This is a genomic window from Lacinutrix sp. Hel_I_90 (genome assembly GCF_000934685.1).
Classification (GTDB): domain Bacteria; phylum Bacteroidota; class Bacteroidia; order Flavobacteriales; family Flavobacteriaceae; genus Lacinutrix.
Genome location: NZ_JYNQ01000001.1, coordinates 3348057 through 3374941, shown reverse-complemented (window position 1 = coordinate 3374941; position 26885 = coordinate 3348057). Strand labels below are relative to the sequence as shown.

Sequence of the window (26885 nt, the reverse complement as noted above, 5' to 3'; positions counted from 1 at the left end):
ACAGCAAGTATTAACACATTTTTAGACTTTATAATACAAATAGAAAAAGCATTCCATAAGGAATGCTTTTTCATACTAACCAACCAAAAATTTTATAATTACTACTCGTTGTTTAAAGTAACCACACTTTAAAAAAGTCACTGTAAGTAATTACTATTAGAATAATTCAATTAGTATGCCAAACTTTGTTTTTACTTCTTTTTTATCCTGTTTTAATTTGCTATTTTGCGTGCACTAAAACAAACAAAAAATGAACACAACCCCTTTATTTACCAATGACACTGTCATTTTTGGTGTATTGATGATAAGCTTAGGATTTATATTTTATACGGAATCACTAAAAGGTGGTTTTTGGGAAAAGTTTTATAAAATTGTGCCTGGCCTTTTTATGGCTTATATGGTACCTGCTTTATTTACAACTATTGGTTTGATTGCTCCTGAATGGGAATCAACATCTGACGCTGGAGAAATAGTTACTGGTAAATCTAATCTCTATTTTGTAGCTAGTCGTTACTTATTGCCTGCTGCATTGGTATTAATGACATTAAGCATTGATTTAAAAGCCGTTTTCAATTTAGGTTGGCGGGCGTTAGTGATGTTTTTTACTGGAACTATAGGTATTGTAATAGGTGGCCCCATTGCTATATTATTAATTTCCATGGTCTCTCCAGAAACTGTAGGAGGCGCGGGACCTGATGCGGTTTGGAGGGGATTATCAACCTTAGCTGGAAGCTGGATAGGTGGTGGCGCGAACCAAACTGCTATGCTAGAAATATACGGTTTCAACCAAGCAAAATATGGTACAATGGTATTTGTCGATATTGTGGTAGCCAATGTATGGATGGCCGTTTTACTTATTGGAATTGGAAAATCTGATCGTATTAACAAATGGTTAAAAGCAGATAATTCGTCCATTGAAGAATTAAAAGAAAAAGTGTCAACCTTTTCGGCAAAAATAAAAAGGGATGCTTCATTAACAGACTTAATGATTATAGCGGCTATCGCATTTGGCTCTGTAGGCATGGCGCATTTATCGGCAAGTTTCTTAGCGCCTTTTTTCGAAAGACTCGTTTCCAATATAGAATCACCAACAACTAAAAACATATTCACTTTTCTAGGCTCTACCTTCTTTTGGATGATAAGTATCTCTACTATTATTGCGATACTATTATCGTTTACCAAAGCCAGAAATTATGAAGGCGCTGGTGCTAGTAAATATGGCAGTGTATTTATTTACATACTTGTCGCTTCTATTGGTATGAAAATGGATTTAACGCTTATTTTTGATAATGCTGGGCTCATTGCTGTTGGTATTATTTGGATGAGCATACATGCCTTATTATTAATAATTGTAGCGAAGTTTATTAAGGCCCCTTATTTTTTCTTAGCTGTAGGTAGCCAAGCTAATGTTGGTGGCGCAGCGTCGGCTCCAATAGTGGCATCAGCATTTCATCCTTCGTTAGCTACTGTTGGGGTATTATTGGCTGTTTTTGGCTATGCCGTTGGAACCATAGCTGCAATAGGTTGTACTATTTTAATGGAATTAGCTGCTGCCGGTTAGTATTTAAACAATTTTTATAGCATATTTGCGCTCTTAAAATCAAATAAAAACACATGCAAAAATTAATAGTATTAGCCTGTTTATGTTTTTTGTTCTCTTGTGGAAATGAGACAACATCAGACAAACTTATTGTAAAAGGAAACATTAAAGGCTTAAAAAAAGGAACAGTCTATTTAAAGAAAGCTAAAGATAGTTTGTTAATAACCGTTGATTCTTTAAAAATTGATGGCAATTCACAATTTGAATTAGAAAGTGACATTATTGAACCTGAACTCTTCTTTTTATATCTTAATAAAAATGATAATCTTGACGATAGAATCTCTTTTTTTGGTAACAAAGGCATCACAGAAATTAACACGACGCTTAAAAACTTTGTTTTTGATGCTAAAGTGACTGGTTCTAAACAGCAAGATGTTTTAAATGAATACAGACTTGTATTGTCAAAATTCAATAATCAGAATTTAGATTTAATAAAAGAAAATTTTGATGCAGCAAAAGCTCAGGATACCGCTTTAGTGTTTAAAACTGAAAAAGCCTATAAAAATCTGGAGAGACGAAAATACCTTTACACTGTTAATTTTGCTATTAATAATAAAGATAGCGAAGTCGCTCCTTATTTAGCTTTAACAGAACTGTACAATGCTAATATTAAACTTCTAGACACTGTAAACAATTCGTTGACACCAAATATTAAAGCCTCTCTATATGGAAAAGCATTACAACGCTTCGTAGATAGAATAAAGCAAGAAGAGCAATAAGCCTAATTTACATTCTTAATTTTCATAGAATCAAGCCTTTCTTTATTGAAAGGCTTTTTTTATTTTAAGCAATGGCATAAAAAAACTCCAACCATAAAATGATTGGAGTTTGTTAGAGCCGATGGAGGGACTCGAACCCACGACCTGCTGATTACAAATCAGCTGCTCTAGCCAGCTGAGCTACATCGGCGAAACGAGTGCAAATATAAATTTCAATTTCATATTTACAAACATTTTTTTAAAAATTTTAAAGCTTATTTATTCTTTCGATAAGTTCACGTCCTTTAGTCTCTAATTCTGAGTTGATTGACTTAAAGTGTGCTTTTTTATTTTCTACATTATTAGCATTAACTCTTGCTATTAAATCGTCAAAAGTTACAATTGCGTCGTCAATGATTTTTTCACTATCCTTTGCGTCTTTAGATGGGTTTGAGTACTCCCAAACATAAACTGCTTCAATAATGTCACCTAAAACATAATTGATGTCTTTTTTTAGGTCTCTTTTATTTGCCATAATACTAAAATTTAATTTTGCGCAAAATTAAACATAAACTTCTAATAACGTTGCTTTTTCTGCACTAATTTCATAAGACATGAAACAGGCTGGTATTAACAAGGTTTCGCCTTTTAATAATGTTTCAGAATGGTTGTTTACTTTAATAGTGGCTGCACCATCTACACAGAGATAGATAATAAAAGAATCGAAGGTGTTTTTCTTCTGAAGTGTTTTGTTAGTTACCAGTAAATGATTCACTGTAAAATAGGGACAAGCTACCATTTCACTAGACTTGTTTTTAGCTTTTGAATACTGCACTCTAAAATCATCTTTCATCTTAAAATTGATGGCTTCTAAAGCTAAATCGTTATGTAACTCACGTGCATTACCTTCACTATCCATCCGGTCCCAATCGTAAATACGATAGGTAATATCACTCGTTTGTTGTATTTCGGCTAATAAAACGCCTGCACCTATAGCATGTACCCTACCAACATCAATAAAATAAGCATCTCCTGTTTTTACTTTATCAAAATTTAATATTTCTGTAAGTGTTTTGTCTTCTAAATGCTGTAAATAGACTTCGGGTGTTACTTCTTGATTAAATCCCACAATAATATTAGCATTATCATCTGCCTGCATGACATACCACATTTCGGTTTTCCCGAAGGAATTATGGCGTTTTGCTGCTAATGTATCATTAGGGTGCAATTGAATAGATAAATCTTCCTTAGCGTCAATAAATTTAATAAGTAATGGAAATTTATTACCATAGACTTTATAATTCTTTTCACCAATTAAATCTGATTGGTACTGCTCTAACAAAGATTTAAGTGATTTATTTTTAAAAGCGCCATTAACAACTCTTGAGTTATCACCCTCAACATCACTAATCTCCCAACTTTCTCCAAGAGTAACAGAGTCGCTTTTTTTATTTAACAAGGCATCCAGCTTTTTGCCTCCCCAAATTTTATCTTTAAGAATGGGCTTAAACTTTAGTGGATAGAGTTTATTAATCATATTATTTACCTGAATAGCTTACAAAATTACGCGGTGTTTCATAAAGTGTCACTTCTAAATCAAGGTTGGACTCTAATTTTGATTTGATTTTTTGATGAATAATCACAACGATATTTTCTGCTGTTGGATTCAATTCCTTAAATTCAGGGACATCTAAATTTAGATTTTTATGATCAAAAGCGTCTTCAATTTCAGTTTTAATAATATCTTTTAAAACTTTTACATCTATAACATAGCCCGTTTCCTGATCTATTTCTCCGGTAACGCTAGCTATCAACTCGTAATTATGTCCATGAAAATTTGGATTGTTACACTTTCCAAAAATGGCATCATTCTTTTCCTGACTCCAATCTTTTCTGTATAATCTATGGGCTGCATTAAAATGTGCTCTTCTACTTACTGTAACTTTCATGTCTTTTTACGTATTGCTTTTGTGGTTACCTGTAACCGCTTTACTCCTTTATTTTTCAATGATAAACTACTAGTTTTAAGAGGCTTTATCAGTAATATTTATAAATTCATAAAACTTATCGAAAATGATTTTAAACCATGCCGTGTATAAATCTGGCTGTTCTTTCATATCTTTTTTTACAGACTCTAAAGACATCCATTTCCATGCCTCGACTTCTGCTTTGTTTATTTTGGGCTCCTCGTTAAAGTACCCAATCATGATGTGATCTAATTCATGCTCGGTTAGTCCATTATCAAAAGGTGCCTTGTAAATAAAGGATGTTTTTTCGGTTAGCGGCGTTACAAACCCCATTTCTTCCATTAAACGTCTTTTACCTGCATCGAGATTGCTTTCTCCTTCTCTTTGATGGCTGCAACATGTATTAGTCCATAAGCCAGGTGAATGGTATTTGCTTAACGCCCGTTGCTGAATCATTAGTTCATTCCTTTCATTAAAAACAAATACTGAAAATGCACGATGTAATAGCCCCTTTTCATGGGCTTCCATTTTTGGCATTAAACCTATTTGCTCGTCTTTTTCGTTTACTAGAATTACTTTTTCTTCTGTCATATTCTTAATTGAGGAAAACAAATTTACAAAATAGAGAAAAGAATAAGTTCGTTTTAAGTTTATTTTAATACTAGTAAAAAGTAAAAGACATTACCAAAATAAGGTTATGCTTTTGTGTTCCCTTAACTTTATTTTCTGTTTTTACTTTTTTTATAACCACAAACCTGCTTCATCAGTTCTGCTCGTATTCCTCTTTACTACAATTAAAGCACTTAGAACAACTATTTATTACTTTGATACGCTACATGCCCAACTTCTGAAATTCGATCAATTAAGACAGCTCTCTTATCAATAATAAAAGCCTTAGTAACACTATGTATTCTTTCCACCATGCTTTATTATCTGTCGCTTCAACTTTTGAATTTAAATAGCTTTTAAAAATTTACTAATCCACTAGCTTATGATTTAAAAAGCAGTAAAAAAGCAGAAGGTTTATTAATTAAATTCTTTTTTTGAAGGAAAAAGTACTGAATGAGGTATAACACCTAATTATAAATCATTAAAATATAACTTAACACGGTGTAATTTTATTCATTTAAAAACATTAAAAGTATATTTGCACAAATTATTTTTATGAAGTTTTTAGACGAAATCAAAAGAAGGAGAACCTTTGGTATTATATCGCATCCTGATGCAGGAAAGACCACTTTAACTGAAAAATTATTGCTATTTGGAGGTGCCATTCAAGAAGCGGGTGCAGTAAAAAGCAATAAAATTAAGAAAGGGGCTACCAGTGATTTTATGGAGATTGAACGTCAGCGTGGTATTTCTGTTGCGACATCGGTACTTGCTTTTGAATATGATGGCATAAAAATCAATATTCTTGATACCCCTGGTCACAAAGATTTTGCTGAAGATACCTTTAGAACCTTAACCGCTGTAGACAGTGTGATTGTTGTTATTGATGTTGCAAAAGGTGTTGAAGAACAAACTGAAAAATTGGTGGAAGTTTGCCGTATGCGCAACATTCCAATGATTGTATTCATAAATAAAATGGATCGAGAAGGTAAAGATGCTTTTGAATTATTAGATGAAATTGAACAAAAATTAGGGTTAAAGGTAACCCCATTGAGCTTCCCCATTGGTATGGGCTATGATTTTAAAGGCATTTATAATATCTGGGAGAAAAACATCAATTTATTTAGTGGCGATAGTCGGAAAAACATCGAGGAAACTATAGAGATTTCTGATTTAAATTCTAAAGAGTTAAATAAATTAATTGGTGATAAAGCGGCAGACACTTTACGCGAAGAGTTAGAATTAATAGAAGGTATTTACCCAAAATTTGATAATGACGCTTATTTAGAGGGGGCGCTTCAACCCGTGTTCTTTGGTTCTGCTTTAAACAGCTTTGGTGTGAGAGAATTATTAGATTGTTTCGTTGAAATAGCACCAAAACCAAGAGCGAAAAAAAGTGAAGAACGCCTAGTAAAACCAGATGAAGATAAGTTTACAGGTTTTGTTTTTAAGATCCATGCTAACATGGATCCTAATCATAGAAATCGTTTGGCTTTTGTAAAAATAGTCTCTGGTGAATTTAAACGTAACACGCCTTATTTGCATGTTAGACATAATAAGAAAGTGAAATTTTCAAGTCCAAATGCTTTTTTTGCTGAAAAGAAAGAAATAGTAGACATCTCCTATCCAGGAGATATTGTGGGCTTACAAGACACAGGAACCTTTAAAATTGGTGATACATTAACCGAAGGAGAGGTGCTTAATTATAAAGGTGTACCAAGTTTTTCACCAGAACATTTTAGATATATTAATAATGCAGATCCTTTAAAATCTAAACAATTATATAAAGGCATCGACCAATTGATGGATGAAGGTGTGGCTCAATTATTTACACTAGAATTGAACGGCAGAAAAGTAATTGGTACTGTTGGTGCTTTACAATATGAAGTTATTCAATACCGTTTAGAACATGAATACGGTGCAAAGTGTACTTATGAAAACTTAAATGTATATAAAGCTTGCTGGGTAGAGCCCAAAGACCCAAAAAATGATGAATTCAAAGAATTTTTGAGAGTAAAGCAACGCTTTTTAGCTAAAGACAAAAGAAATCAATTGGTCTTCTTAGCCGATTCAGCTTTTTCATTGCAAATGACTCAACAAAAGTATCCTAGCATTAAATTTCACTACGTTTCAGAATTCGAGTAAAAAACAATTTCAGGATGATTTAACAGCGTTATTCTACCTTTAAACACAACACAGTAATTAATTTTTTAAAATGCATTTAACACACTTTAAAACACATCCTGTTTTTAATTAAAATAATAAAAAACTATAAAATTAATTTTATCTATAGCCTATAACTATTTATAAATAGTAAGCATATTTCATAAAAAAATCCTCTAATTGTTTAATTAGAGGATTTTTTTTTATGTCTCCTGTTAAAGCACAATTTAACGGGATTGGAGCTTGCTCAAAAAAAATATGTTGAGCACCTCTAAACATTTTAAATATTGTGGGCTTTTTGGTCTAATTACTAGGCTTGTCCAGTTGGTCCAAAATTTAACGGGATTGGAGGTTGCTCAAAAAAAATATGTTGAGCACCTCTAAACATTTTAAATATTGTGGGCTTTTTGGTCTAATTACTAGGCTTGTCCAGTTGGTCCAAAATTTAACGGGATTGGAGGTTGCTCATAATCTTTGATTTCACCATGTGCTTTTTCGAAACGTTTAACGTTATCGTTTAATGCTTTTAATAATCGCTTTGCATGTTGTGGTGTCAAGATAATTCTGGATTTCACCTTACTCTTAGGTGTTCCAGGCATAATACTTACAAAATCGACTACAAACTCAGAAACAGAATGATTAATGATTGCTAAATTAGAATAAGTACCTTCAGCTACTTTTTCATCCAATTCAATATTAATTTGATTTTGTTTTGGTTTGTTATCATTGTTATCGTTGTGATCTGCCATCGTAAACTTGTTTACACTTCCGCAAAAGCAGAAGTCTTGTTATTATTATATTTATTAAAATTAAAAGTCCTGCGAAAATAGCAGGACTTTTAAAGTTATTTTTAATAAATCCCAACCTGCGTTGGGATAAATTCTATGTAGTTAACTCATTTTATATTTATAAGTTAAATCTAGAGATCTCCACCTTTGGGAAGATCCTTCGACACTCTAATTATAATTTACTTCTTTTTTGGCTTGCATCATCTGGTCAAACTCTTCTTTAGATCCTACAATGATATTCTCATAAGCACGCATTCCTGTTCCTGCTGGAATTCTGTGTCCTACGATTACATTTTCCTTAAGACCTTCTAAAGTATCTATTTTACCAGCAACTGCTGCTTCGTTAAGCACCTTCGTTGTTTCCTGGAACGACGCCGCAGAAATAAACGATTTAGTCTGTAAAGAGGCGCGCGTAATACCTTGTAGTATTGGCGTTGCTGTAGCTGGTCTCGCATCACGAGCCTCAACTAGCTTCTTATCTTCACGTCGTAATAAAGAATTTTCGTCTCTTAATTCGAAAGCTGTAATAATCTGTCCTTCTTTTAAGTTTGAAGATTCTCCGGCACTCTCCACTACTTTCATACCAAAAATAGCATCGTTTTCTTCGATAAAATCTGCTTTATGTGCTAATTGATCTTCTAAGAAAATAGTATCTCCAGAGTCAATAATTCTCACTTTACGCATCATTTGTCTCACGACAACTTCGAAGTGCTTATCGTTAATTTTTACACCTTGTAAACGATAAACTTCTTGAACTTCGTTCACTAAGTATTGTTGTACCGCTGCAGGCCCTTTAATATTTAAAATATCGTTAGGCGTAATAGAACCATCTGAAAGCGGCATACCTGCTTTTATGAAATCATTTTCTTGCACAAGAATTTGATTCGATAATTTGACTAAGTATTTCTTAATATCGCCTAATTTAGATTCTACAATAATCTCACGATTACCTCTCTTAATTTTTCCGAAAGAAACCACACCATCTATCTCACTTACTACAGCTGGATTAGAAGGGTTACGAGCTTCGAATAATTCTGTAACTCTTGGTAAACCTCCGGTAATATCCCCTGATTTAGCAGATTTACGTGGAATTTTCACTAAGATTTTACCAATCTTAATTTTCTCTCCATCATCAATCATAATGTGCGCACCTACTGGTAAGTTGTAAGAACGAATTGCTTCGCCTTTAGCATCTTCAACAATAAGTGTTGGTATTAATTTCTTGTTTCTAGATTCTGAAATTACTTTTTCTTGGAAACCTGTTTGCTCATCAATTTCAACTTGATAGGTTACCCCTTGCTCAATATTTTCATATCTCACTTTACCGGCAAATTCTGAAATAATTACACCGTTATATGGATCCCAAGCACATACTACATCTCCTGCTTTTAACTTATCGCCATCCTCTACAAATATTGTAGAACCATAAGGAATGTTATTGGTACTTAAAGTTATACCTGTTTTCTTATCTACTAACTTCAATTCAGAAGTACGAGAGATTACAATATTGACTTCTTTTCCTTCTTTATCAGTACCCTTTACAGTTTTTAATTCTTCAATTTCGGCAATACCATCAAACTTAACAGCAAGCTTATTTACCTCAGAAATGTTACCTGCAATACCACCCACGTGGAACGTACGTAATGTTAACTGTGTTCCTGGCTCACCAATAGACTGTGCAGCAACTACACCAACAGCCTCACCACGTTGAACCATTTTATTTGTTGCTAAGTTTCTTCCGTAACACTGTGCACAGATTCCTTGTTTAGCTTCACAACTTAATGGTGAACGTACTTCTACGGTATCTACTGGAGAATTTTGAATTTTTGCTGCAATCGCATCATTAATTAATTGTCCTGCTTCAACCAATAACTCTTCCGTAATAGGATTATAAACATCGTTAAGTGCTACACGACCTACAATACGCTCCTGTAACTTCTCTACAACTTCATCATTTTTCTTTAATGCTGTAACTTCAACACCTCTTAATGTTCCACAATCTTCACTGTTTACAATAACATCTTGAGACACATCAACTAAACGACGCGTTAAATAACCTGCATCGGCAGTTTTAAGTGCTGTATCGGCAAGACCTTTACGTGCACCGTGCGTTGAAATAAAGTATTCTAAAATTGAAAGACCTTCTTTAAAGTTAGAAAGAATTGGGTTTTCAATAATTTCTCCTCCACCTGCATTAGATTTTTTAGGCTTAGCCATTAATCCACGCATTCCGGTTAACTGGCGAATCTGTTCTTTAGATCCACGGGCTCCAGAATCAAGCATCATATACACAGAGTTAAATCCTTGTTGGTCTTCGCGAATACGCTTCATAGACAACTCTGTCAATTCTGCGTTCGTTGACGTCCAAATATCAATAACCTGATTATAACGTTCGTTATTTGTTATTAATCCCATGTTATAGTTACCAGTAATTGCATCCACCTTTTTGTTGGCAGCATCAATCATTGATTGCTTTTCTGGCGGGATAATAATATCTCCTAAACTAAACGATAATCCACCTCTAAAGGCAAAGTTATATCCTAAAGTCTTAATTTCATCTAAGAAAGCAGCTGTTTCTGGTACGCTTGTTAATTTTAAAATTTCACCAATAATATCTCTAAGCGATTTCTTAGTTAATACTTCGTTAACATAACCTGCAGCAGCTGGTACTTTTTCATTAAACAATACACGACCTGTGGTTGTTTCAATAATTTGTGGTACTAATTCTCCTTCAGCATTAAAGTCCATGGTACGCACTTTAATTTGTGCATTTAAATCAACTTTTTGTTCGTTGTAAGCAATATTTACTTCTTCTGCAGAATAAAAAGTTAAGCCTTGACCTTTTACAGGTACTTCTGGTGTAGAAAGGCGTAGTTTGGTCATATAATACAGACCAAGCACCATATCCTGAGAAGGTACAGTTACTGGAGAACCGTTTGCTGGATTCAAGATATTGTGAGAGGCTAACATTAACAATTGGCACTCTAAAATAGCTTCTGGTCCTAATGGTAAGTGTACTGCCATCTGGTCACCATCAAAATCGGCGTTAAAGGCTGTACACACCAAGGGGTGTAATTGTATTGCTTTACCTTCAATAAGTTTTGGCTGGAAGGCCTGAATACCTAATCGGTGAAGCGTAGGCGCACGGTTTAGTAATACTGGGTGTCCTTTAAGAACATTCTCCAAGATATCCCAAACGACTGGCTCTTTTTTATCTATAATTTTTTTAGCTGATTTTACTGTTTTTACAATGCCTCTTTCGATTAATTTACGAATGATGAACGGCTTATAAAGTTCCGCAGCCATGTTTTTTGGAAGACCACATTCAAATAATTTCAATTCTGGTCCTACAACAATTACCGAACGTGCAGAATAATCAACACGCTTACCAAGTAAGTTTTGACGGAAACGTCCTTGCTTACCTTTAAGCGAATCTGAAAGTGACTTTAACGGTCTGTTAGAATCTGTTTTTACAGCTGATGATTTACGTGTGTTATCTAATAATGAATCTACAGATTCTTGCAACATACGTTTTTCGTTACGTAAAATAACTTCTGGTGCTTTTATCTCAACTAATCTTTTAAGACGGTTGTTACGGATAATTACACGACGGTATAAATCATTTAAATCTGAAGTGGCAAAACGGCCACCATCTAAAGGCACTAATGGTCTTAATTCTGGTGGAATAATTGGCACTACTTTTAAAATCATCCATTCTGGACGATTTTCACGATTGTTGTTAGACTCACGTAAAGCTTCTACAACTTGAAGACGTTTTAGGGCTTCAGTTTTACGTTGTTTAGACGTTTCTGTATTGGCTTTGTGACGTAATTCAAAAGATAAAGCATCTAAATCAATACGCGCTAATAAATCGATAAGACATTCAGCTCCCATTTTAGCGATAAACTTGTTAGGATCTGCGTCTTCTAAATAATTATTATCCTGCGGAAGTGTTTCTAAAACATTTAAATACTCTTCTTCCGTTAAGAAATCCATTTTTTGTAATGGCTCTCCTTCGCCATTTTTAGCATTACCTGGCTGAATAACTACGTAACGTTCGTAGTAAATAATCATATCTAATTTCTTAGATGGTAACCCTAATAAATAACCAATTTTGTTTGGTAACGAACGGAAGTACCAAATATGAGCTACAGGCACAACTAAGTTGATGTGTCCTACTCTATCACGACGTACTTTCTTTTCTGTTACTTCTACACCACAACGGTCACAAACAATACCTTTGTAGCGAATTCTCTTATATTTACCACAAGCACATTCGTAGTCTTTTACAGGACCAAAAATACGCTCACAAAACAAACCATCTCTTTCTGGTTTATGTGTACGATAATTAATAGTTTCTGGCTTTAAAACTTCACCTCTAGACTCTGCTAAAATAGACTCTGGTGACGCTAAGCCAATTGAGATTTTGTTAAATCTCTGTACTGTATTCTTATCTTGCTTTCTTGCCATAATTTTTATGTGAAAAAATTATTATTTTTTTTTAGCTTGAGACGCAGCAGTGCTGCGTCTCTGACCTAAAAATTATTATTCTTCTAATCTAATGTCTAATGCCAATCCTTTCAATTCGTGCATAAGTACGTTGAATGATTCTGGTAATCCTGGATCTGGCATTGGTTCACCTTTTACGATTGCCTCGTAAGTTTTGGCTCTACCAACTACATCATCAGATTTTACTGTTAAGATTTCTCTAAGCGTACTTGATGCGCCATAGGCTTCAAGTGCCCAAACTTCCATCTCACCAAAACGTTGTCCACCAAATTGTGCTTTACCACCTAATGGTTGTTGTGTAATTAATGAGTATGGTCCAATAGAACGTGCGTGCATCTTATCATCTACCATATGCCCTAATTTAAGCATGTAGATTACACCAACCGTTGCTGGTTGATCAAAACGCATTCCTGTTCCTCCATCATATAAATATGTATGACCGTATCTTGGAATTCCAGCTTCATCTGTTAATGCGTTGATTTGATCAATAGACGCACCATCAAAAATAGGTGTTGCATAGGTACGACCTAAATCTTGTCCGGCCCATCCCAATACTGTTTCGTAAATCTGTCCAATGTTCATACGCGATGGTACACCTAATGGATTTAATACGATATCTACAGGCGTTCCATCTTCTAAGAACGGCATATCTTCTTGACGTACTATACGCGCAACAATACCTTTGTTTCCGTGACGTCCTGCCATTTTATCACCTACTTTAAGTTTACGTTTCTTCGCGATGTAAACTTTAGCTAATTTGATGATACCTGCTGGTAATTCATCTCCTACAGAAATCGTAAACTTCTCACGACGTAAAGAACCTTGTAAATCATTTTCTTTTATCTTGTAGTTGTGAATTAAATCGGCTACTAACTTGTTTGTATGATCATCTGTTGTCCAAGTACCACCTGTTAGGTGTGTATAATCGTCAACAGCATTTAACATTTTTAATGTAAACTTCTTACCTTTTGGTAATACCTCTTCACCTAAATCATTAAAGATACCTTGTGATGTTTTACCGTTAACGATAGTAAATAATTTTTCAACTACTATGGCTTGTAACTCATCGAACTTAGCATTGTAAATACCTTCTAATTGCGCGATATCTTCTTTATCCTGAGCTCTTTTACGCTTATCTTTAATCGCACGAGAGAATAACTTCTTATTAATTACTACACCGTGTAATGATGGAGAGGCCTTTAAAGACGCATCTTTTACATCACCTGCTTTGTCACCAAAGATGGCACGTAGTAACTTTTCTTCTGGTGTAGGATCGCTTTCACCTTTTGGAGTAATTTTTCCGATAAGGATATCTCCAGGCTTCACTTCTGCACCAATACGAATCATTCCATTTTCATCAAGGTCTTTAGTCGCCTCTTCAGAAACGTTTGGAATATCGTTAGTTAATTCTTCGTTACCTAGCTTTGTATCTCTAACGTCTAAAGAATATTCATCAATATGAATAGAGGTAAATATATCTTCACGAACTACTTTTTCTGAAATTACGATGGCATCCTCAAAGTTATACCCTTTCCATGGCATAAAGGCTACTTTCATATTTCTTCCTAAAGCCAGTTCTCCATTTTGAGTCGCATACCCTTCAGATAACACCTGACCTTTTTTCACTTTATCCCCTTTCTTAACGATAGGTTTTAAGTTAATAGAAGTCCCTTGGTTTGTTTTTCTAAATTTCACTAAAGGATACGATTTTGTATCACTTTCAAAACTTACTTTCGCTTCATCCTCTGAACGCTCGTACTTGATTATAATCTCTTTTGCATCCACATATTCAACAACACCTGCTCCTTCTGCATTAATTAATACACGAGAATCTGATGCTACCTGACGTTCAAGACCAGTTCCTACAATAGGCGCTTGTGGTCTTAATAATGGTACAGCCTGACGCATCATGTTAGATCCCATTAACGCACGGTTGGCATCATCATGTTCTAAGAACGGAATTAATGACGCAGAAATTGACGAAATTTGGTTTGGTGCAACATCAGTATAATGAATATCTTTTGGATCCATTACTGGGAAATCACCTTCCATACGCGCAATTACCTTGTCGTGTAGAATTTCTCCTTTATCATCTACTTTTACAGTAGCTTGTGCAATTAATTTACCTTCTTCCTCTTCTGCACTTAAATATATAGGGTCTCCTTTAATATCAACAACACCATTTTCTACTTTTCTATATGGGGTTTCAATGAATCCCATAGCGTTTACTTTTGCGTAAACAGAAAGTGAAGAAATTAATCCAATGTTTGGACCTTCAGGTGTTTCAATAGGACATAAACGGCCGTAGTGTGTATAGTGAACATCACGTACCTCAAACCCTGCTCGCTCTCTTGATAAACCTCCTGGTCCTAATGCTGATAAACGACGCTTGTGCGTAATTTCAGCTAAAGGATTCGTTTGATCCATAAATTGAGATAACTGGTTCGTACCAAAGAAAGAATTAATAACAGACGATAAGGTCTTTGCATTAATTAAATCGATAGGTGTAAAGACTTCGTTATCACGAACGTTCATACGCTCACGAATAGTACGCGCCATACGTGCTAAACCAACTCCAAACTGTTGTGATAATTGCTCACCAACAGTACGTACACGACGGTTAGATAAGTGATCAATATCATCAATCTCTGCTTTAGAGTTTATAAGCTCGATTAAATACTTAATTATAGTAATGATATCTTCTTTGGTAAGCACTTGCTTATCCATACCGATATCTAATTGTAACTTTTTGTTCATTCTATAACGACCTACTTCTCCTAAAGAGTAACGTTGATCACTAAAGAATAATTTATCTATAATACCACGTGCTGTTTCCTCATCTGGCGGCTCAGCATTACGTAGTTGTCTGTAGATATGTTCTACGGCTTCTTTTTCAGAGTTTGTTGGATCTTTTTGAAGCGTATTATGTATGATTGCGTAATCACCTTGTTGTGCACTTTCTTTATGTAAAAGAATCGTTTTTACACCAACTTCAAGAATTTCTTCAATATTATCTTTGTCTAATTCTGTATCACGATCAAGTACAATTTCATTACGCTCTATTGATACTACTTCACCAGTATCTTCATCTACGAAATCTTCATGCCATGTATTTAAAACACGTGCCGCTAATTTACGTCCTTGATACTTTTTTAAACCTGATTTTGAAACTTTAACTTCTTCTGCTAAGTCAAAAATTTCAAGAATATCTTTATCTCTTTCAAAGCCAATAGCTCTGAATAGTGTTGTAACAGGTAATTTTTTCTTTCTATCGATGTAAGCATACATCACTTGGTTGATATCTGTAGCGAATTCAATCCAAGATCCTTTAAAAGGAATAACTCTTGCTGAGTATAATTTTGTTCCGTTGGCGTGGAATGATTGTCCGAAGAATACACCTGGAGATCTATGCAATTGAGATACAACTACACGTTCTGCACCGTTGATACAGAAAGTACCAGAAGGTGTCATGTACGGTATTGTTCCTAAATACACATCTTGAACTATGGTTTCGAAATCTTCATGTTCAGGATCTGTACAGTAAAGTTTTAACCTTGCTTTTAATGGAACGCTATAAGTTAGTCCTCTTTCAATACACTCTTCAATGGTATATCTCGGCGGATCTATAAAGTAATCTAAGAATTCTAAAACGAATTGATTACGAGTATCTGTTATTGGAAAGTTCTCCATGAAGGTGTTGTACAATCCTTCATTACCTCTTTCTTCTGATTTTGTTTCAAGTTGGAAAAAATCCTGAAAGGATTTTATTTGAATATCCATAAAATCCGGATATTCAGTTCTATTTATAATAGACGAGAAATTTAATCTTTCAGCTTGTGTTACTAACATCAATGGACGAAATTTTGATTAAAAAAAATAGATTTGTATACAGTGTTATCTATATACGACAAATGGTCTAGGTCTTGGAGAGCAATCTCCAGACCTAAACCTTTGTTAATTTTTGGTACTAAGCTTACTTAAGCTCTACCTCTGCTCCTGCCTCTTCTAACTGAGTTTTTAGAGCTTCTGCTTCATCTTTAGAAACACCTTCTTTGATTGGGCTTGGCGCTTCATCAACTAAACCTTTTGCTTCTTTTAATCCTAAACCAGTTAATTCCTTAACTAATTTTACAACAGCTAACTTAGCGCTACCTGCCGCTTTTAAGATAACATCAAATTCAGTTTGAGCTTCTTCAGTTTCCCCACCGCCAGCGGCTGGTCCCGCTACTACAGCTGCTGCTGCAGGCTCAATACCGTATTCATCTTTTAATATAGTTGCTAACTCGTTTACTTCTTTTACTGTTAAGTTAACTAACTGTTCTGCGAAATCTTTTAAATCTGCCATTTGTTCTATCGTTTTAATAAATTTTTAATTGTAATATAAGTGTATTTAAGTGCGTACTTTTTAAATTATCCCTCTTTTTGAGATAATGTTTTAAGAATTCCTGAAAGTTTTCCGCCACTTGATTTAAGTGCAGAAATAACGTTCTTCGCAGGAGATTGTAATAATCCAACAATATCTCCAATTAATTCTTCTCTTGATTTAATCTCAACCAACATGTCTAGTTGATCGTCTCCAATGTAAACCGTTTCCTCTATGAAAGCACCTTTTAATAAAGGCTTTTCAGACTTTTTACGGAAGGCTTTGATTACCTTAGCTGGAGCATTTCCAGTTTCAGAATACATTACCGAAGTATTACCTTTAAGTGTTGATGGTAAGTCTCCAAAATCTCTATCTGAAGCTTCCATTGCTTTTTCAAGTAATGTATTTTTTACTACAGATAACTTTACGTTTGCTCTAAAACAAGCACGACGCAAATCTGAAGTATTTCCTGCATTTAAACCTGATATATCAGCTAAATAAATATTAGCATTATCGGCCAACTGTGCAGTTAATTCTTTAATAACTTGTGATTTTTCTTCTCTTGTCATAATAAAAGTTATTTAACTACTAACCGATTTTAGTATCAATTGCTATACTTGGACTCATTGTAGAAGACATATAAATGCTTTTTACATAAACTCCCTTAGACGCAGTTGGTTTCAGTTTCATTAATGTTGTTAATAATTCGTTTGCGTTACCTTCAATTTTGTCAGCACTAAAAGATGCTTTACCAATTGATGCGTGAACAATACCAGTTTTATCAACTTTAAAGTCAATTTTACCAGCTTTCACTTCTGTTACCGCTTTAGCAACGTCCATAGTAACTGTACCAGTCTTTGGGTTAGGCATTAAACCACGAGGACCTAATACACGTCCTAAAGGACCTAATTTACCCATAACACTTGGCATTGTGATAATTACGTCTACGTCTGTCCAACCACCTTTGATTTTATCAAGGTATTCATCTAAACCAACGTAATCTGCACCAGCTTCTTTAGCTTCTGCTTCTTTGTCTGGAGTTACTAATGCTAATACTTTAACATCTTTACCTGTACCATGTGGAAGCGATACTACACCTCTTACCATTTGGTTTGCTTTTCTAGGATCAACTCCTAAGCGTACAGCTAAATCTACTGAAGCATCAAACTTAACATTCGATATTTCTTTTATTAAAGCCGAAGCTTCTTGTAAAGAATATACTTTATCCTTTTCCAATTTAGCTACTACTTCTTTACGTTTCTTTGTTATTTTTGCCATCTTAAAATCTTTTTAGGTTAATTAGGTCCTTGACCACCTTTAACAGTTATACCCATAGATCTTGCAGTTCCAGCAATCATTTTCATTGCAGCATCAATTGTAAATGCATTTAAATCTACCATTTTGTCTTCTGCAATCGTCTTGATTTGATCCCAAGAGACTTTTGCTATCTTACGTACGTGAGGTTCACCTGATCCTTTTTTCACTTTGGCCGCTTCTAATAATTGTACCGCAGCTGGAGGCGTTTTGATTACAAAGTCAAATGATTTGTCTTTATAAACTGAAATAACAACTGGTAATACCTTCCCAGCTTTATCTTGTGTTCTAGCATTAAACTGCTTACAGAACTCCATGATATTAACTCCAGCAGCACCTAAAGCGGGTCCAACCGGTGGCGACGGATTCGCTGCACCTCCCCTTACTTGTAACTTAACTACTTTACCTAATTCTTTTGCCATTTTTAATAATTTATTTCGGTACTAATTATCTTTTGGAAGCGATAATTAATCCCATCTTTATTGTAACAATTATTATATTTTTTCAACTTGCATATAACTTAACTCTAATGGTGTTTTTCTTCCAAAAATCTTAACCATTACTTCAAGCTTGCGTTTTTCTTCATTTATATTTTCAATAGTACCATCAAATCCATTAAAAGGACCATCAATTACTTTAACAGTTTCTCCTTTAGTAAAAGGTATCGCCACATTTGAGTCACCATCTACCGTTAATTCATCTACCTTACCTAACATTCTGTTTACTTCAGATTGTCTTAACGGTAAAGGGTCTCCTCCTTTTGTTGCCCCTAAAAAACCAATAACATTGGTAATTGATCTAATAATATGGGGCACTTCTCCAGTTAAATTGGCTTTTATCATAATGTAACCGCTGAAATAAACTTTTTCTTTATTTACTTTTTTACCGTTACGAATCTGTACTACATTTTCAGTAGGCACTAAAACCTGTTCAACATAATCTTGCAACCCCAATCGAGCAATTTCATTCTCGATATAAGTTTTAATCTTATTCTCTTGACCACTTACTGCTCTTACTACGTACCATTTTTTTTCTCCAACTTCAGCCATAATCAATTTTAACCGTTTATTTTTTCAAAATAAAACTCAATAACTTTACTGAAAACAGTGTCTACTCCCCAAATTGCTAAAGAGAATATAATTGAAAACACAGCAACTAAAATGGTTAACTTTTGTACTTCTGCCCAAGGCGTCCATGTCACGTTGTTTTTCAACTCACCGAATGATTCTTTAATGTAATTTACTATTCCAGCCATTTATATTCTTTTATTTAGTTAAACTGAACACCTAAGTTATAGCAGCTTATCAAATTCATTCTAAAACAGAATTTTCGAAATTCTACTTATTTGCACGGGTTGAGAGACTCGAACTCCCGACACCTGGTTTTGGAGACCAGTGCTCTACCAACTGAGCTAAACCCGTAAATATAAGTCAAGGTGCCTTGAGAACAAGACACCTTAACGCTATATTTTAAAGACTAAAACTTAGTCTAAAATTTCAGTTACCTGACCAGCTCCTACTGTTCTACCTCCTTCACGGATAGCAAAACGTAAACCTACGTTCATTGCAATCTTTTGGATTAGCTCAACATGGATTGTTAAGTTATCTCCAGGCATAACCATCTCTACTCCTGCTGGTAAAGCAATGTTACCAGTTACATCAGTTGTACGTACGTAAAACTGTGGACGGTAGTTAGTATGGAATGGCGTGTGACGCCCACCTTCTTCTTTTTTAAGGATATAAACCTCAGCTTTAAATTTAGCGTGTGGTGTTACAGAACCTGGCTTACAGATTACCATACCTCTAGAGATTTGGCTTTTCTCAATACCTCTTAATAAGATACCTGCGTTATCTCCAGCTTCTCCTCTATCTAATATTTGACGGAACATCTCGATTCCAGTAATTGTAGATGTTAATTTCTGTGCACCCATACCAATGATTTCAACAGCATCTCCAGTATTACCAATTCCAGTTTCTATACGTCCTGTTGCTACAGTACCACGACCAGTAATAGAGAATACATCTTCAATAGGCATTAAGAAAGGCTTATCAACTTCTCTTAAAGGCTCTTCGATCCAATTATCTACAGACTCCATTAATTCTAATACGGTATCCACCCATTTTTGCTCTCCATTTAAAGCACCTAATGCTGAACCAGAAATTACAGGTCCATTATCACCATCATATTCATAGAATGATAATAACTCCCTAACTTCCATGTCTACTAATTCTAATAACTCTTCATCATCAACCATATCCACTTTGTTTAAGAATACAACGATTCTTGGGATACCTACCTGACGACCTAATAAGATATGCTCACGCGTTTGTGGCATTGGACCATCAGTAGCTGCAACTACAAGAATTGCACCATCCATTTGAGCAGCACCAGTAACCATGTTTTTCACGTAATCGGCGTGACCTGGACAGTCAACGTGCGCGTAGTGACGATTTGCTGTTGCATATTCTACGTGTGAAGTATTAATTGTTATACCTCTTTCTTTTTCTTCTGGTGCATTATCAATTTGATCAAATGATTTTGCTTCTGAGTAACCTGCATCAGCTAATACTTTAGTAATAGCAGCAGTTAAAGTTGTTTTACCGTGATCTACGTGTCCAATTGTACCAATATTTAAGTGTGGTTTTGAACGATCGAAAGTTGCCTTTGCCATGTTTTAATAATTTAATCTTAGTTATATAATAATATTAGTGTTCTACTTTTTATGCTTTTCAATAAATTGAGCCAATGACGGGAATTGAACCCGTGGCCTCTTCCTTACCAAGGAAACGCTCTACCCCTGAGCTACACCGGCTAAAATATTAGAGCGAGAGACCGGGTTCGAACCGGCGACATTCAGCTTGGAAGGCTGACGCTCTACCAACTGAGCTACTCTCGCAATTATTTATAATCCTTTGTTTAAAATCTTGTTTCTTCACGAACACCTCTATCTGGCTAGGATAACCTCGCTTTGCTTCCTTTTGACTTTTATTTAAACTTTTAAGACCGCTCGTTTTGCGAGCAACTTCTTGTTATTCATTAAAATCATAAGGATTACCTTGCTTTGCTCGGTGATCCGTTTGGGTGCCCAAACCAAACTTTTAAAACATAGTTTTACAAAAATACACTTTTGATCACTATTAATTTAAAAATTTGTGGGGAGAGCAGGATTCGAACCTGCGAAGACGTAGTCAGCAGATTTACAGTCTGCCCTCGTTGGCCGCTTGAGTATCTCCCCAATTTTAAACTTTTCAATTTTTTAAAGAACTTACAACAAAAACATACCTACATATGTTTCAATTTTAGAGCCGATGGAGGGACTCGAACCCACGACCTGCTGATTACAAATCAGCTGCTCTAGCCAGCTGAGCTACATCGGCTTTTAATGCGTTTTTTACGTATAAAAAAAGCCCGCTATTTCTAACGGACTGCAAATGTAAATATTTATTTAGTTATTCAAAAATATTTTGTACAATTATTTTAATAAATTATGCTCTTAATTTGTCTTTTCGCTTTTTTAATTGTCTTTCGAATGATGCAACGGCAACATCTACTCCTTCTTCAAATGTTTTGCATTGCTTTTTAACTACAAAACTGTCTCCTGGAACACTAACTCGGGCTTCAAATATTTTATTTGCTTTGCCGCTAGTGTTTTCAACCTTTAAATACACATCTGATTTTATGACTTTATCATAATACTGTTCTAATTTATCCATTCTTTTTTGAATGAATGTAATTAATTTTGGGTCTGCGTTAAAATTAACTGATTGTGTGTTCACCTTCATGTACTTTGATTTTAATTGGTTAAACAATAGATACTAGTTATTTTTTACTTCTAGGATGTGCTTTTGAATACACTTTTTTCAGTTCTGCTATACTATTATGCGTATACACCTGCGTAGCCGCTAAACTTGAGTGTCCCAGTAGTTCTTTTACAGCATTTAAATCTGCACCTTGGTTTAATAGATGCGTCGCAAAGGAATGTCTTAATATATGTGGACTCTTTTTTACTTTGTTTGATGCTTGACTAAAATAGTCATTTATTATTCTGTAAACAAGAGTTTCGTAAATTTTAACGCCTTTATTGGTTAGAAAAAAAGTGTCTTTATCTGTAATTACTTCTAACGCTTGTCTTTTGTCTAAATAAAGTTTAATGGTCTTAATAACTGTATTTAATAATGGCACATAGCGTTCTTTGTTTCGCTTACCCAGAACTTTTAACAGGTTATTAGCCATGTCAATGTCTGACAGTTTTAAATTCACCAGTTCTATACGTCTTATTCCTGTAGAATAAAACAACTCGATAATCAATTTATTACGAATACCTTGAAAATCATCATCATGATGTAACTCGTCTATCGCTATAGCAACTTCAGCTTCCGAAAACGGCACTTGTATTTTCTTACTTGTTTTGAGTGCTTTATGTTTTGCTAATGGATTGACTTCTAATTCTCCTATTTTCAATAAGAATTTATAAAAAGAATTTAGTGCCGAAACTTTTCGATTAATGCTTCGATTTGAGAGTTTTGATTCGACTAGGCTTACAATCCAACTTCTTATTTGTGAATAGTTTGCTTTAGAAAGATTTTCATCCTCGTATTCTGAAAGTAAAAACTTTTGAAATGATTCTATATCGTTTTTATAAGCGTTGATAGTTAATACAGAATAATTCCGTTCTAAAGCAAGGTAATCTGTAAACGACTTAAGCATGAGTATGTATTGATTCAATTTAAATGTACCATCTTAAAGAAGATTCAATAAGACTTCTTACTTATAATCCAGCGTTTTAATTATTCAAAAAAAAAAGAGTCAAAACAAACTATTCCTTAAATAAGGATGCTCGTTTTGATAAATCTTGAATTAACTTCTCATCTTCTTTACTTTCTAACAACACATTGTAGTTGTTCCAAAACGCTTTGTCATACGGCTTAGGAGAAAAAATATCCATGTCCCACTTATTATTTAGTGCTTCTTTGATTTTTTCGTTTTCCACTATGACTTCAGAAAACAGAATTTCTTGGATAGTATAATAAAACCGTTCTTCGTTGTACTTCGCCAATTCTGCATCTGTTACTTTCTTATCCGCTTTTAATCCAACATTTACGAGTTTAGGTGTTTCATAATAAATGTAACTAGGATACATCTTATCTTGAAATTCTTTATAGGTGATTACCAATTTATGATTCACCGTAGAGTTGAGTAAACGTTTACTTCTGGTTTTTTGTGCTGGTGAAGCTGGAATAAGTTCATATTCTAATTTCTTAATGGCATAGTTATCATAATAGATATATAGCCAGCCTTTAGCTTCATAGCCTTCGTTATAAATACCTTTTGTATCTAAACCAACATAATCTCGCCCTTTGGAAATCTTTATTTTATACAATTTTCGTTCACTGTCAACCAAAATAGTATCTAATTCAAAATGGTGATTGCTTAAAATATCTTCTCCAAATAGAGCTTTAGCATCGTTTACATTTCGGAATACATTAAGCTTGCCCTGAAAAATATTTTGTAGCCCGTTTACTCGTGTGTCATTCCATTTAATGGACTTAATTAAGGACGCTGTTTCGATAGTATCTCTTCTTAAATTTTTAGTCTTAAGATTAACGTTGGTATTATTTTTTAAATAAGAATAATACGAAAACAAACTATCAAGCTCTCTAAGATCATAACTCTTTCTAACCTGATCTACATTAATTTTTAAGTAATCTTTTGAAGACACCGTATAACCAGAATCGAAAACTGTAAGAGCACTTTCAATAAGCCATTTAAATTCTTTTTTGTTTCGTTCTTTGTGACGCAGAAATCCTTTTTGTATGTACGAGGAATCTGGCATCGTTTTAGGCAATTCTTTCAAGGCCTTAAGCACGATAGCATTACCCGTTTGGGGCCTAGGTTCAGATTCGAGCATCACTTCTTCTAATGATGCTACTTGCTGTTCCAGATAAATTACTTCGTTCGCATTATACTCTGGAATTGCGATTTTAAACGTGGAGTACCCAATGGAAGAAACAACCAAGGTATCGCTTACATTTTCTTTTGGCACTCGTAAAGAAAAATTACCGTCGGCATTTGTTACGGTACCAATTGCTGTGCTTTTAATATAAACGCTGGCATTTTCTATTGGGTTTTCAAATCCGAATTCCGCAACTTTATTATTCAGCTTGACTTGTGCAAAAGCGACAACTCCGCAGAAACCAAACAAAAAAAATAGTAAACCCTTAGCGTTTTTGATTTTTAACATGCATTTGGAGCTTTAATTATTATTATAAAGATATACCATTTCCTGAGAAAAGCCTAAAGACCTTCTGTTCAATTACCATTTTAGCGTATTGCTTTGCCATTTTCGCTAAAACAACAATCTCTTTATTAATTTACAGCTGGTTTATATTCCTTCTTATCAATTACCATTTTAGCGAATTGCTTTGGCATTTTCGCTAAAACAACAATCGCTTTATTAATTTACAGCTGGTTTATACTCCTTCTTATCAATTACCATTTTAGCGAATTGCTTTCGCATTTTCGCTAAAACAAAAATCGCTTTATTAATTTACAGCTGGTTTATACTCCTTCTTATCAATTACCATTTTAGCGAATTGCTTTCGCATTTTCGCTAAAACAAAAATCGCTTTATTAATTTACAGCTGGTTTATACTCCTTCTTATCAATTACCATTTTAGCAAATTGCTTTCGCATTTTCGCTAAAACAGCAATCGCTTTATTAATTTACAGCTGGTTTATACTCCTTCTTATCAATTTCCGTTTTAGCAAATTGCTTTCGCATTTTCGCTAAAACAGCAATCGCTTTATTTATTTACAGCTGGTTTATACTCCTTCTTATCAATTACCATTTTAGCGATAATTTCTCTTAAAATTTCAGAGGTTCCACCACCTATAGGCCCTAATCTTGAATCACGCAATAAACGTGCCATTGGATACTCTTCCATGTAGCCGTAACCTCCTAACATTTGAAGACATTGATAAATGACCTCATCTGCCATTTTAGTAGAACGTAGTTTTGAAATTGTAGCTTCTTTAACCACGTATTCGTCCTTATTCATGCGCTCTGTTACAGAATAATTGAATTCTTTACAAACTTCCATGTCTGCAAAACAGTCTGCCATGGTGTGACGTAACGCCTGAAACTTATCAATCGTTTTTCCAAACGCTTGGCGCTCACTCATATATTGTACTGCATATTCTAATGCAAATTCTGCTCTCGCATGCGCATTAACCCCCATAATTAAACGCTCAAAAGCAAAGTGCTGCATGATATAAGGAAAGCCTTTTCCTTCTTCTCCCATTAAATGACTTGCAGGGATTGTAACGTTATCAAATGCAATTTCACCAGTGTCTGATGCTTTCCACCCTAACTTGTCTAATTTTGTTGCTGAAACTCCTGGCGTATCTCTATCCACGATAAAAATACTAATACCTTTGTTTCCTAGCTCTGGACTCGTTTTAGCTGCAACAACGATATAATCGCTGTAAACGCCGTTTGTAATAAATGTTTTTGATCCATTTAACACATAAGTATCTCCTTTTTTCACAGCAGTTGTTCTCATACCTGCAACATCACTACCTCCAAAAGGTTCAGTCACTGCCATAGCGCCAATCATTTCACCTGTAATACTTTTAGTTAAGTATTTTTGTTTGATAGCCTCACTTCCTTCAGCATTTACATGTGTCATCGCTAGATAAGCGTGTGCCCACATTGCAGCTGCAAAACCACCAGAATTTATTTTTTGTAATTCTTCTAAGAAAATTACTGTATAAAACAAATCTAAAGCCATACCACCATAAGCTTCCGGATAATTAATACCGAAAAATCCCATTTCGCCAAATTTCTCCCAAATAAAACGTTCTATATCACCTGTTTTTTCCCATTTATCGATATGAGGAACGACTTCCTTTTGAAGGAAATCTTGTAAGCTTTTTCTAAATAATTGGTGCTCTTCTGTGAAGTATCTGCTATTCATTTATCTTCTAATTTATTATATTCTAATTTAACGCCAAATATAACTTAATTATCTCTATTTTTTTAATAGGAAAGTCTTTAACTTTTGTTAATTCCTCAAAGGAATTAAAGCCTTCGCGAAGTATACGCTGCTCTATAATATTGTGTGCTATTTCATAATCTATATACTGAATCGTAACTAATTGGTCTCTTGTAGCTGTATTTAGTTTTATCTTTTTAATCGCTCGCGGTGTTTTTACATTGAAGGCCTTATTAATTTCTTCAATAGTTTCAGGCGATAAACCATACACTTCCTCTAGCTCGATTATCGCGATAAATCCTTTATTTTTTGTCCTGTATTCTAAGATGCGTTCTGACAATTTTTCGCCTACGCCGTATACTTTTTGGAGTTGCTGAGCTGTCGCTTTATTTAAATCTAATTTATCTGCTTCAGATTGAGGAGTCTTAGTAAAAAGCTTTGACTCATAATTTTGCTTCGGTTTAGGATTAGTTATCCATTCTGGAAATTTAAAATAAGGAGAAATGACAGCTAAAAGGGAATCTGAAACATGAGTGACTTGTTGAAACTGCTTGGCAGAGTTAATCCATTGTTCTTGTTCTCTAAACAGAAGTAACCTATCTATTTCTGCATTAGACATGCCTAAGGTATACCCTTTATAATCAGTAATAAAATTGGGATTAAAAGGATAGCGTTTTGGTTTTCGCTTTTCAATTTCAAGAGTTTTAAGAGTATCTATTTCTGCTTGAAATTGCTTTAATTCATTTGAGTCAATGCGTAGTTCATTCGAAGTGAAATCAACAAAAACATAAATACATTGCAACGTAACGATGAGAACTAACAATAAAAAAATCCCATTTCGTTGTTTAGGACTAAACTTGAAATGGGATTTTAATTTCAT

General features: G+C 34.4%; 22 protein-coding genes and 6 tRNA genes. 3 read left to right on the top strand and 25 right to left on the bottom strand.

From position 1 onward, the window contains the following. The first annotated feature begins 250 nt into the window (after positions 1-250). Both GQ46_RS14975 and GQ46_RS14970 read left to right on the top strand, forming a co-directional pair. A complete protein-coding gene (locus tag GQ46_RS14975) occupies positions 251-1561 on the top strand; it encodes a DUF819 domain-containing protein (RefSeq protein ID WP_044403552.1) in 1311 nt (436 codons plus the stop codon). Between the two features lie 53 nt (positions 1562-1614). Continuing rightward, positions 1615-2319: a DUF4369 domain-containing protein gene (locus GQ46_RS14970; RefSeq protein WP_044403549.1), complete on the top strand. Its 705-nt coding sequence runs from the start codon at positions 1615-1617 to the stop codon at positions 2317-2319. Between the two features lie 116 nt (positions 2320-2435). Here GQ46_RS14970 and GQ46_RS14965 read toward each other — a convergent pair. From GQ46_RS14965 to idi, 5 genes are all read right to left on the bottom strand, one after another. Beyond that, a tRNA-Thr gene (locus GQ46_RS14965) sits at positions 2436-2509 on the bottom strand. Between the two features lie 57 nt (positions 2510-2566). Next, a complete protein-coding gene (locus GQ46_RS14960; protein WP_044403547.1) occupies positions 2567-2833 on the bottom strand; it encodes a hypothetical protein in 267 nt (88 codons plus the stop codon). 27 nt (positions 2834-2860) lie between these two features. Then, positions 2861-3835: a type I phosphomannose isomerase catalytic subunit gene (locus GQ46_RS14955; protein ID WP_044403545.1), complete on the bottom strand. Its 975-nt coding sequence runs from the start codon at positions 3833-3835 to the stop codon at positions 2861-2863. A 1-nt stretch (position 3836) separates the two neighbouring features. After that, a complete protein-coding gene (locus GQ46_RS14950) occupies positions 3837-4247 on the bottom strand; it encodes a 6-carboxytetrahydropterin synthase (RefSeq protein ID WP_044403543.1) in 411 nt (136 codons plus the stop codon). A 75-nt stretch (positions 4248-4322) separates the two neighbouring features. Beyond that, complete coding sequence (idi, locus tag GQ46_RS14945) at positions 4323-4856, bottom strand: isopentenyl-diphosphate Delta-isomerase (protein ID WP_044403541.1); 534 nt, start codon at positions 4854-4856, stop codon at positions 4323-4325. A 573-nt stretch (positions 4857-5429) separates the two neighbouring features. Here idi and GQ46_RS14940 point away from each other — a divergent pair. Continuing rightward, on the top strand, positions 5430-7019 hold the full coding sequence (locus tag GQ46_RS14940) for a peptide chain release factor 3 (protein WP_044403539.1): 1590 nt from the start codon (positions 5430-5432) through the stop codon (positions 7017-7019). A 437-nt stretch (positions 7020-7456) separates the two neighbouring features. Here the strand turns inward: GQ46_RS14940 and GQ46_RS14935 are convergent, their stop codons facing one another. The 20 genes from GQ46_RS14935 to GQ46_RS14840 form a co-directional block, all read right to left on the bottom strand. Further along, positions 7457-7786: a DUF3467 domain-containing protein gene (locus tag GQ46_RS14935; RefSeq protein WP_044403538.1), complete on the bottom strand. Its 330-nt coding sequence runs from the start codon at positions 7784-7786 to the stop codon at positions 7457-7459. Between the two features lie 207 nt (positions 7787-7993). Then, complete coding sequence (rpoC, locus tag GQ46_RS14930) at positions 7994-12295, bottom strand: DNA-directed RNA polymerase subunit beta' (RefSeq protein WP_044403536.1); 4302 nt, start codon at positions 12293-12295, stop codon at positions 7994-7996. Positions 12296-12370: 75 nt separating this feature from the next. After that, positions 12371-16183: a DNA-directed RNA polymerase subunit beta gene (rpoB, locus tag GQ46_RS14925; protein WP_044403534.1), complete on the bottom strand. Its 3813-nt coding sequence runs from the start codon at positions 16181-16183 to the stop codon at positions 12371-12373. 124 nt (positions 16184-16307) lie between these two features. Beyond that, positions 16308-16679 (bottom strand): 50S ribosomal protein L7/L12, encoded by a 372-nt coding sequence (rplL, locus tag GQ46_RS14920; RefSeq protein WP_044403532.1) that lies wholly within the window; start codon positions 16677-16679, stop codon positions 16308-16310. Between the two features lie 65 nt (positions 16680-16744). After that, on the bottom strand, positions 16745-17266 hold the full coding sequence (rplJ, locus tag GQ46_RS14915) for a 50S ribosomal protein L10 (protein WP_044403530.1): 522 nt from the start codon (positions 17264-17266) through the stop codon (positions 16745-16747). A gap of 19 nt (positions 17267-17285) precedes the next feature. Then, entirely contained in the window at positions 17286-17975 is a 690-nt protein-coding gene (gene rplA, locus GQ46_RS14910) for a 50S ribosomal protein L1 (RefSeq protein WP_044403528.1), read from the bottom strand. A 17-nt stretch (positions 17976-17992) separates the two neighbouring features. Further along, on the bottom strand, positions 17993-18433 hold the full coding sequence (rplK, locus tag GQ46_RS14905; protein WP_044403526.1) for a 50S ribosomal protein L11: 441 nt from the start codon (positions 18431-18433) through the stop codon (positions 17993-17995). Positions 18434-18505: 72 nt separating this feature from the next. Next, entirely contained in the window at positions 18506-19060 is a 555-nt protein-coding gene (nusG, locus tag GQ46_RS14900) for a transcription termination/antitermination protein NusG (protein ID WP_044403524.1), read from the bottom strand. Between the two features lie 8 nt (positions 19061-19068). Then, positions 19069-19266, bottom strand: coding sequence for a preprotein translocase subunit SecE (gene secE, locus GQ46_RS14895; RefSeq protein ID WP_044403522.1), 198 nt, complete (start codon positions 19264-19266; stop codon positions 19069-19071). 93 nt (positions 19267-19359) lie between these two features. Then, positions 19360-19432: transfer RNA gene (locus GQ46_RS14890), tRNA-Trp, on the bottom strand. Between the two features lie 62 nt (positions 19433-19494). Next, complete coding sequence (tuf, locus tag GQ46_RS14885) at positions 19495-20682, bottom strand: elongation factor Tu (RefSeq protein WP_044403520.1); 1188 nt, start codon at positions 20680-20682, stop codon at positions 19495-19497. 69 nt (positions 20683-20751) lie between these two features. Further along, positions 20752-20823 (bottom strand) — tRNA-Thr (locus GQ46_RS14880). 11 nt (positions 20824-20834) lie between these two features. Continuing rightward, positions 20835-20907: transfer RNA gene (locus GQ46_RS14875), tRNA-Gly, on the bottom strand. 257 nt (positions 20908-21164) lie between these two features. Further along, a tRNA-Tyr gene (locus GQ46_RS14870) sits at positions 21165-21246 on the bottom strand. Positions 21247-21314: 68 nt separating this feature from the next. Beyond that, a tRNA-Thr gene (locus GQ46_RS14865) sits at positions 21315-21388 on the bottom strand. 108 nt (positions 21389-21496) lie between these two features. Further along, positions 21497-21793: a ribosome hibernation-promoting factor, HPF/YfiA family gene (gene hpf, locus GQ46_RS14860; RefSeq protein WP_044403518.1), complete on the bottom strand. Its 297-nt coding sequence runs from the start codon at positions 21791-21793 to the stop codon at positions 21497-21499. 37 nt (positions 21794-21830) lie between these two features. Continuing rightward, complete coding sequence (locus tag GQ46_RS14855) at positions 21831-22718, bottom strand: tyrosine-type recombinase/integrase (protein WP_044403516.1); 888 nt, start codon at positions 22716-22718, stop codon at positions 21831-21833. A 109-nt stretch (positions 22719-22827) separates the two neighbouring features. Beyond that, on the bottom strand, positions 22828-24252 hold the full coding sequence (locus tag GQ46_RS14850; RefSeq protein WP_156133249.1) for a carboxypeptidase-like regulatory domain-containing protein: 1425 nt from the start codon (positions 24250-24252) through the stop codon (positions 22828-22830). 562 nt (positions 24253-24814) lie between these two features. Beyond that, positions 24815-25987: an acyl-CoA dehydrogenase family protein gene (locus tag GQ46_RS14845; protein ID WP_044403514.1), complete on the bottom strand. Its 1173-nt coding sequence runs from the start codon at positions 25985-25987 to the stop codon at positions 24815-24817. A 22-nt stretch (positions 25988-26009) separates the two neighbouring features. Beyond that, positions 26010-26885, bottom strand: a complete 876-nt coding sequence (locus GQ46_RS14840) for a helix-hairpin-helix domain-containing protein (RefSeq protein ID WP_044403512.1) — start codon at positions 26883-26885, stop codon at positions 26010-26012.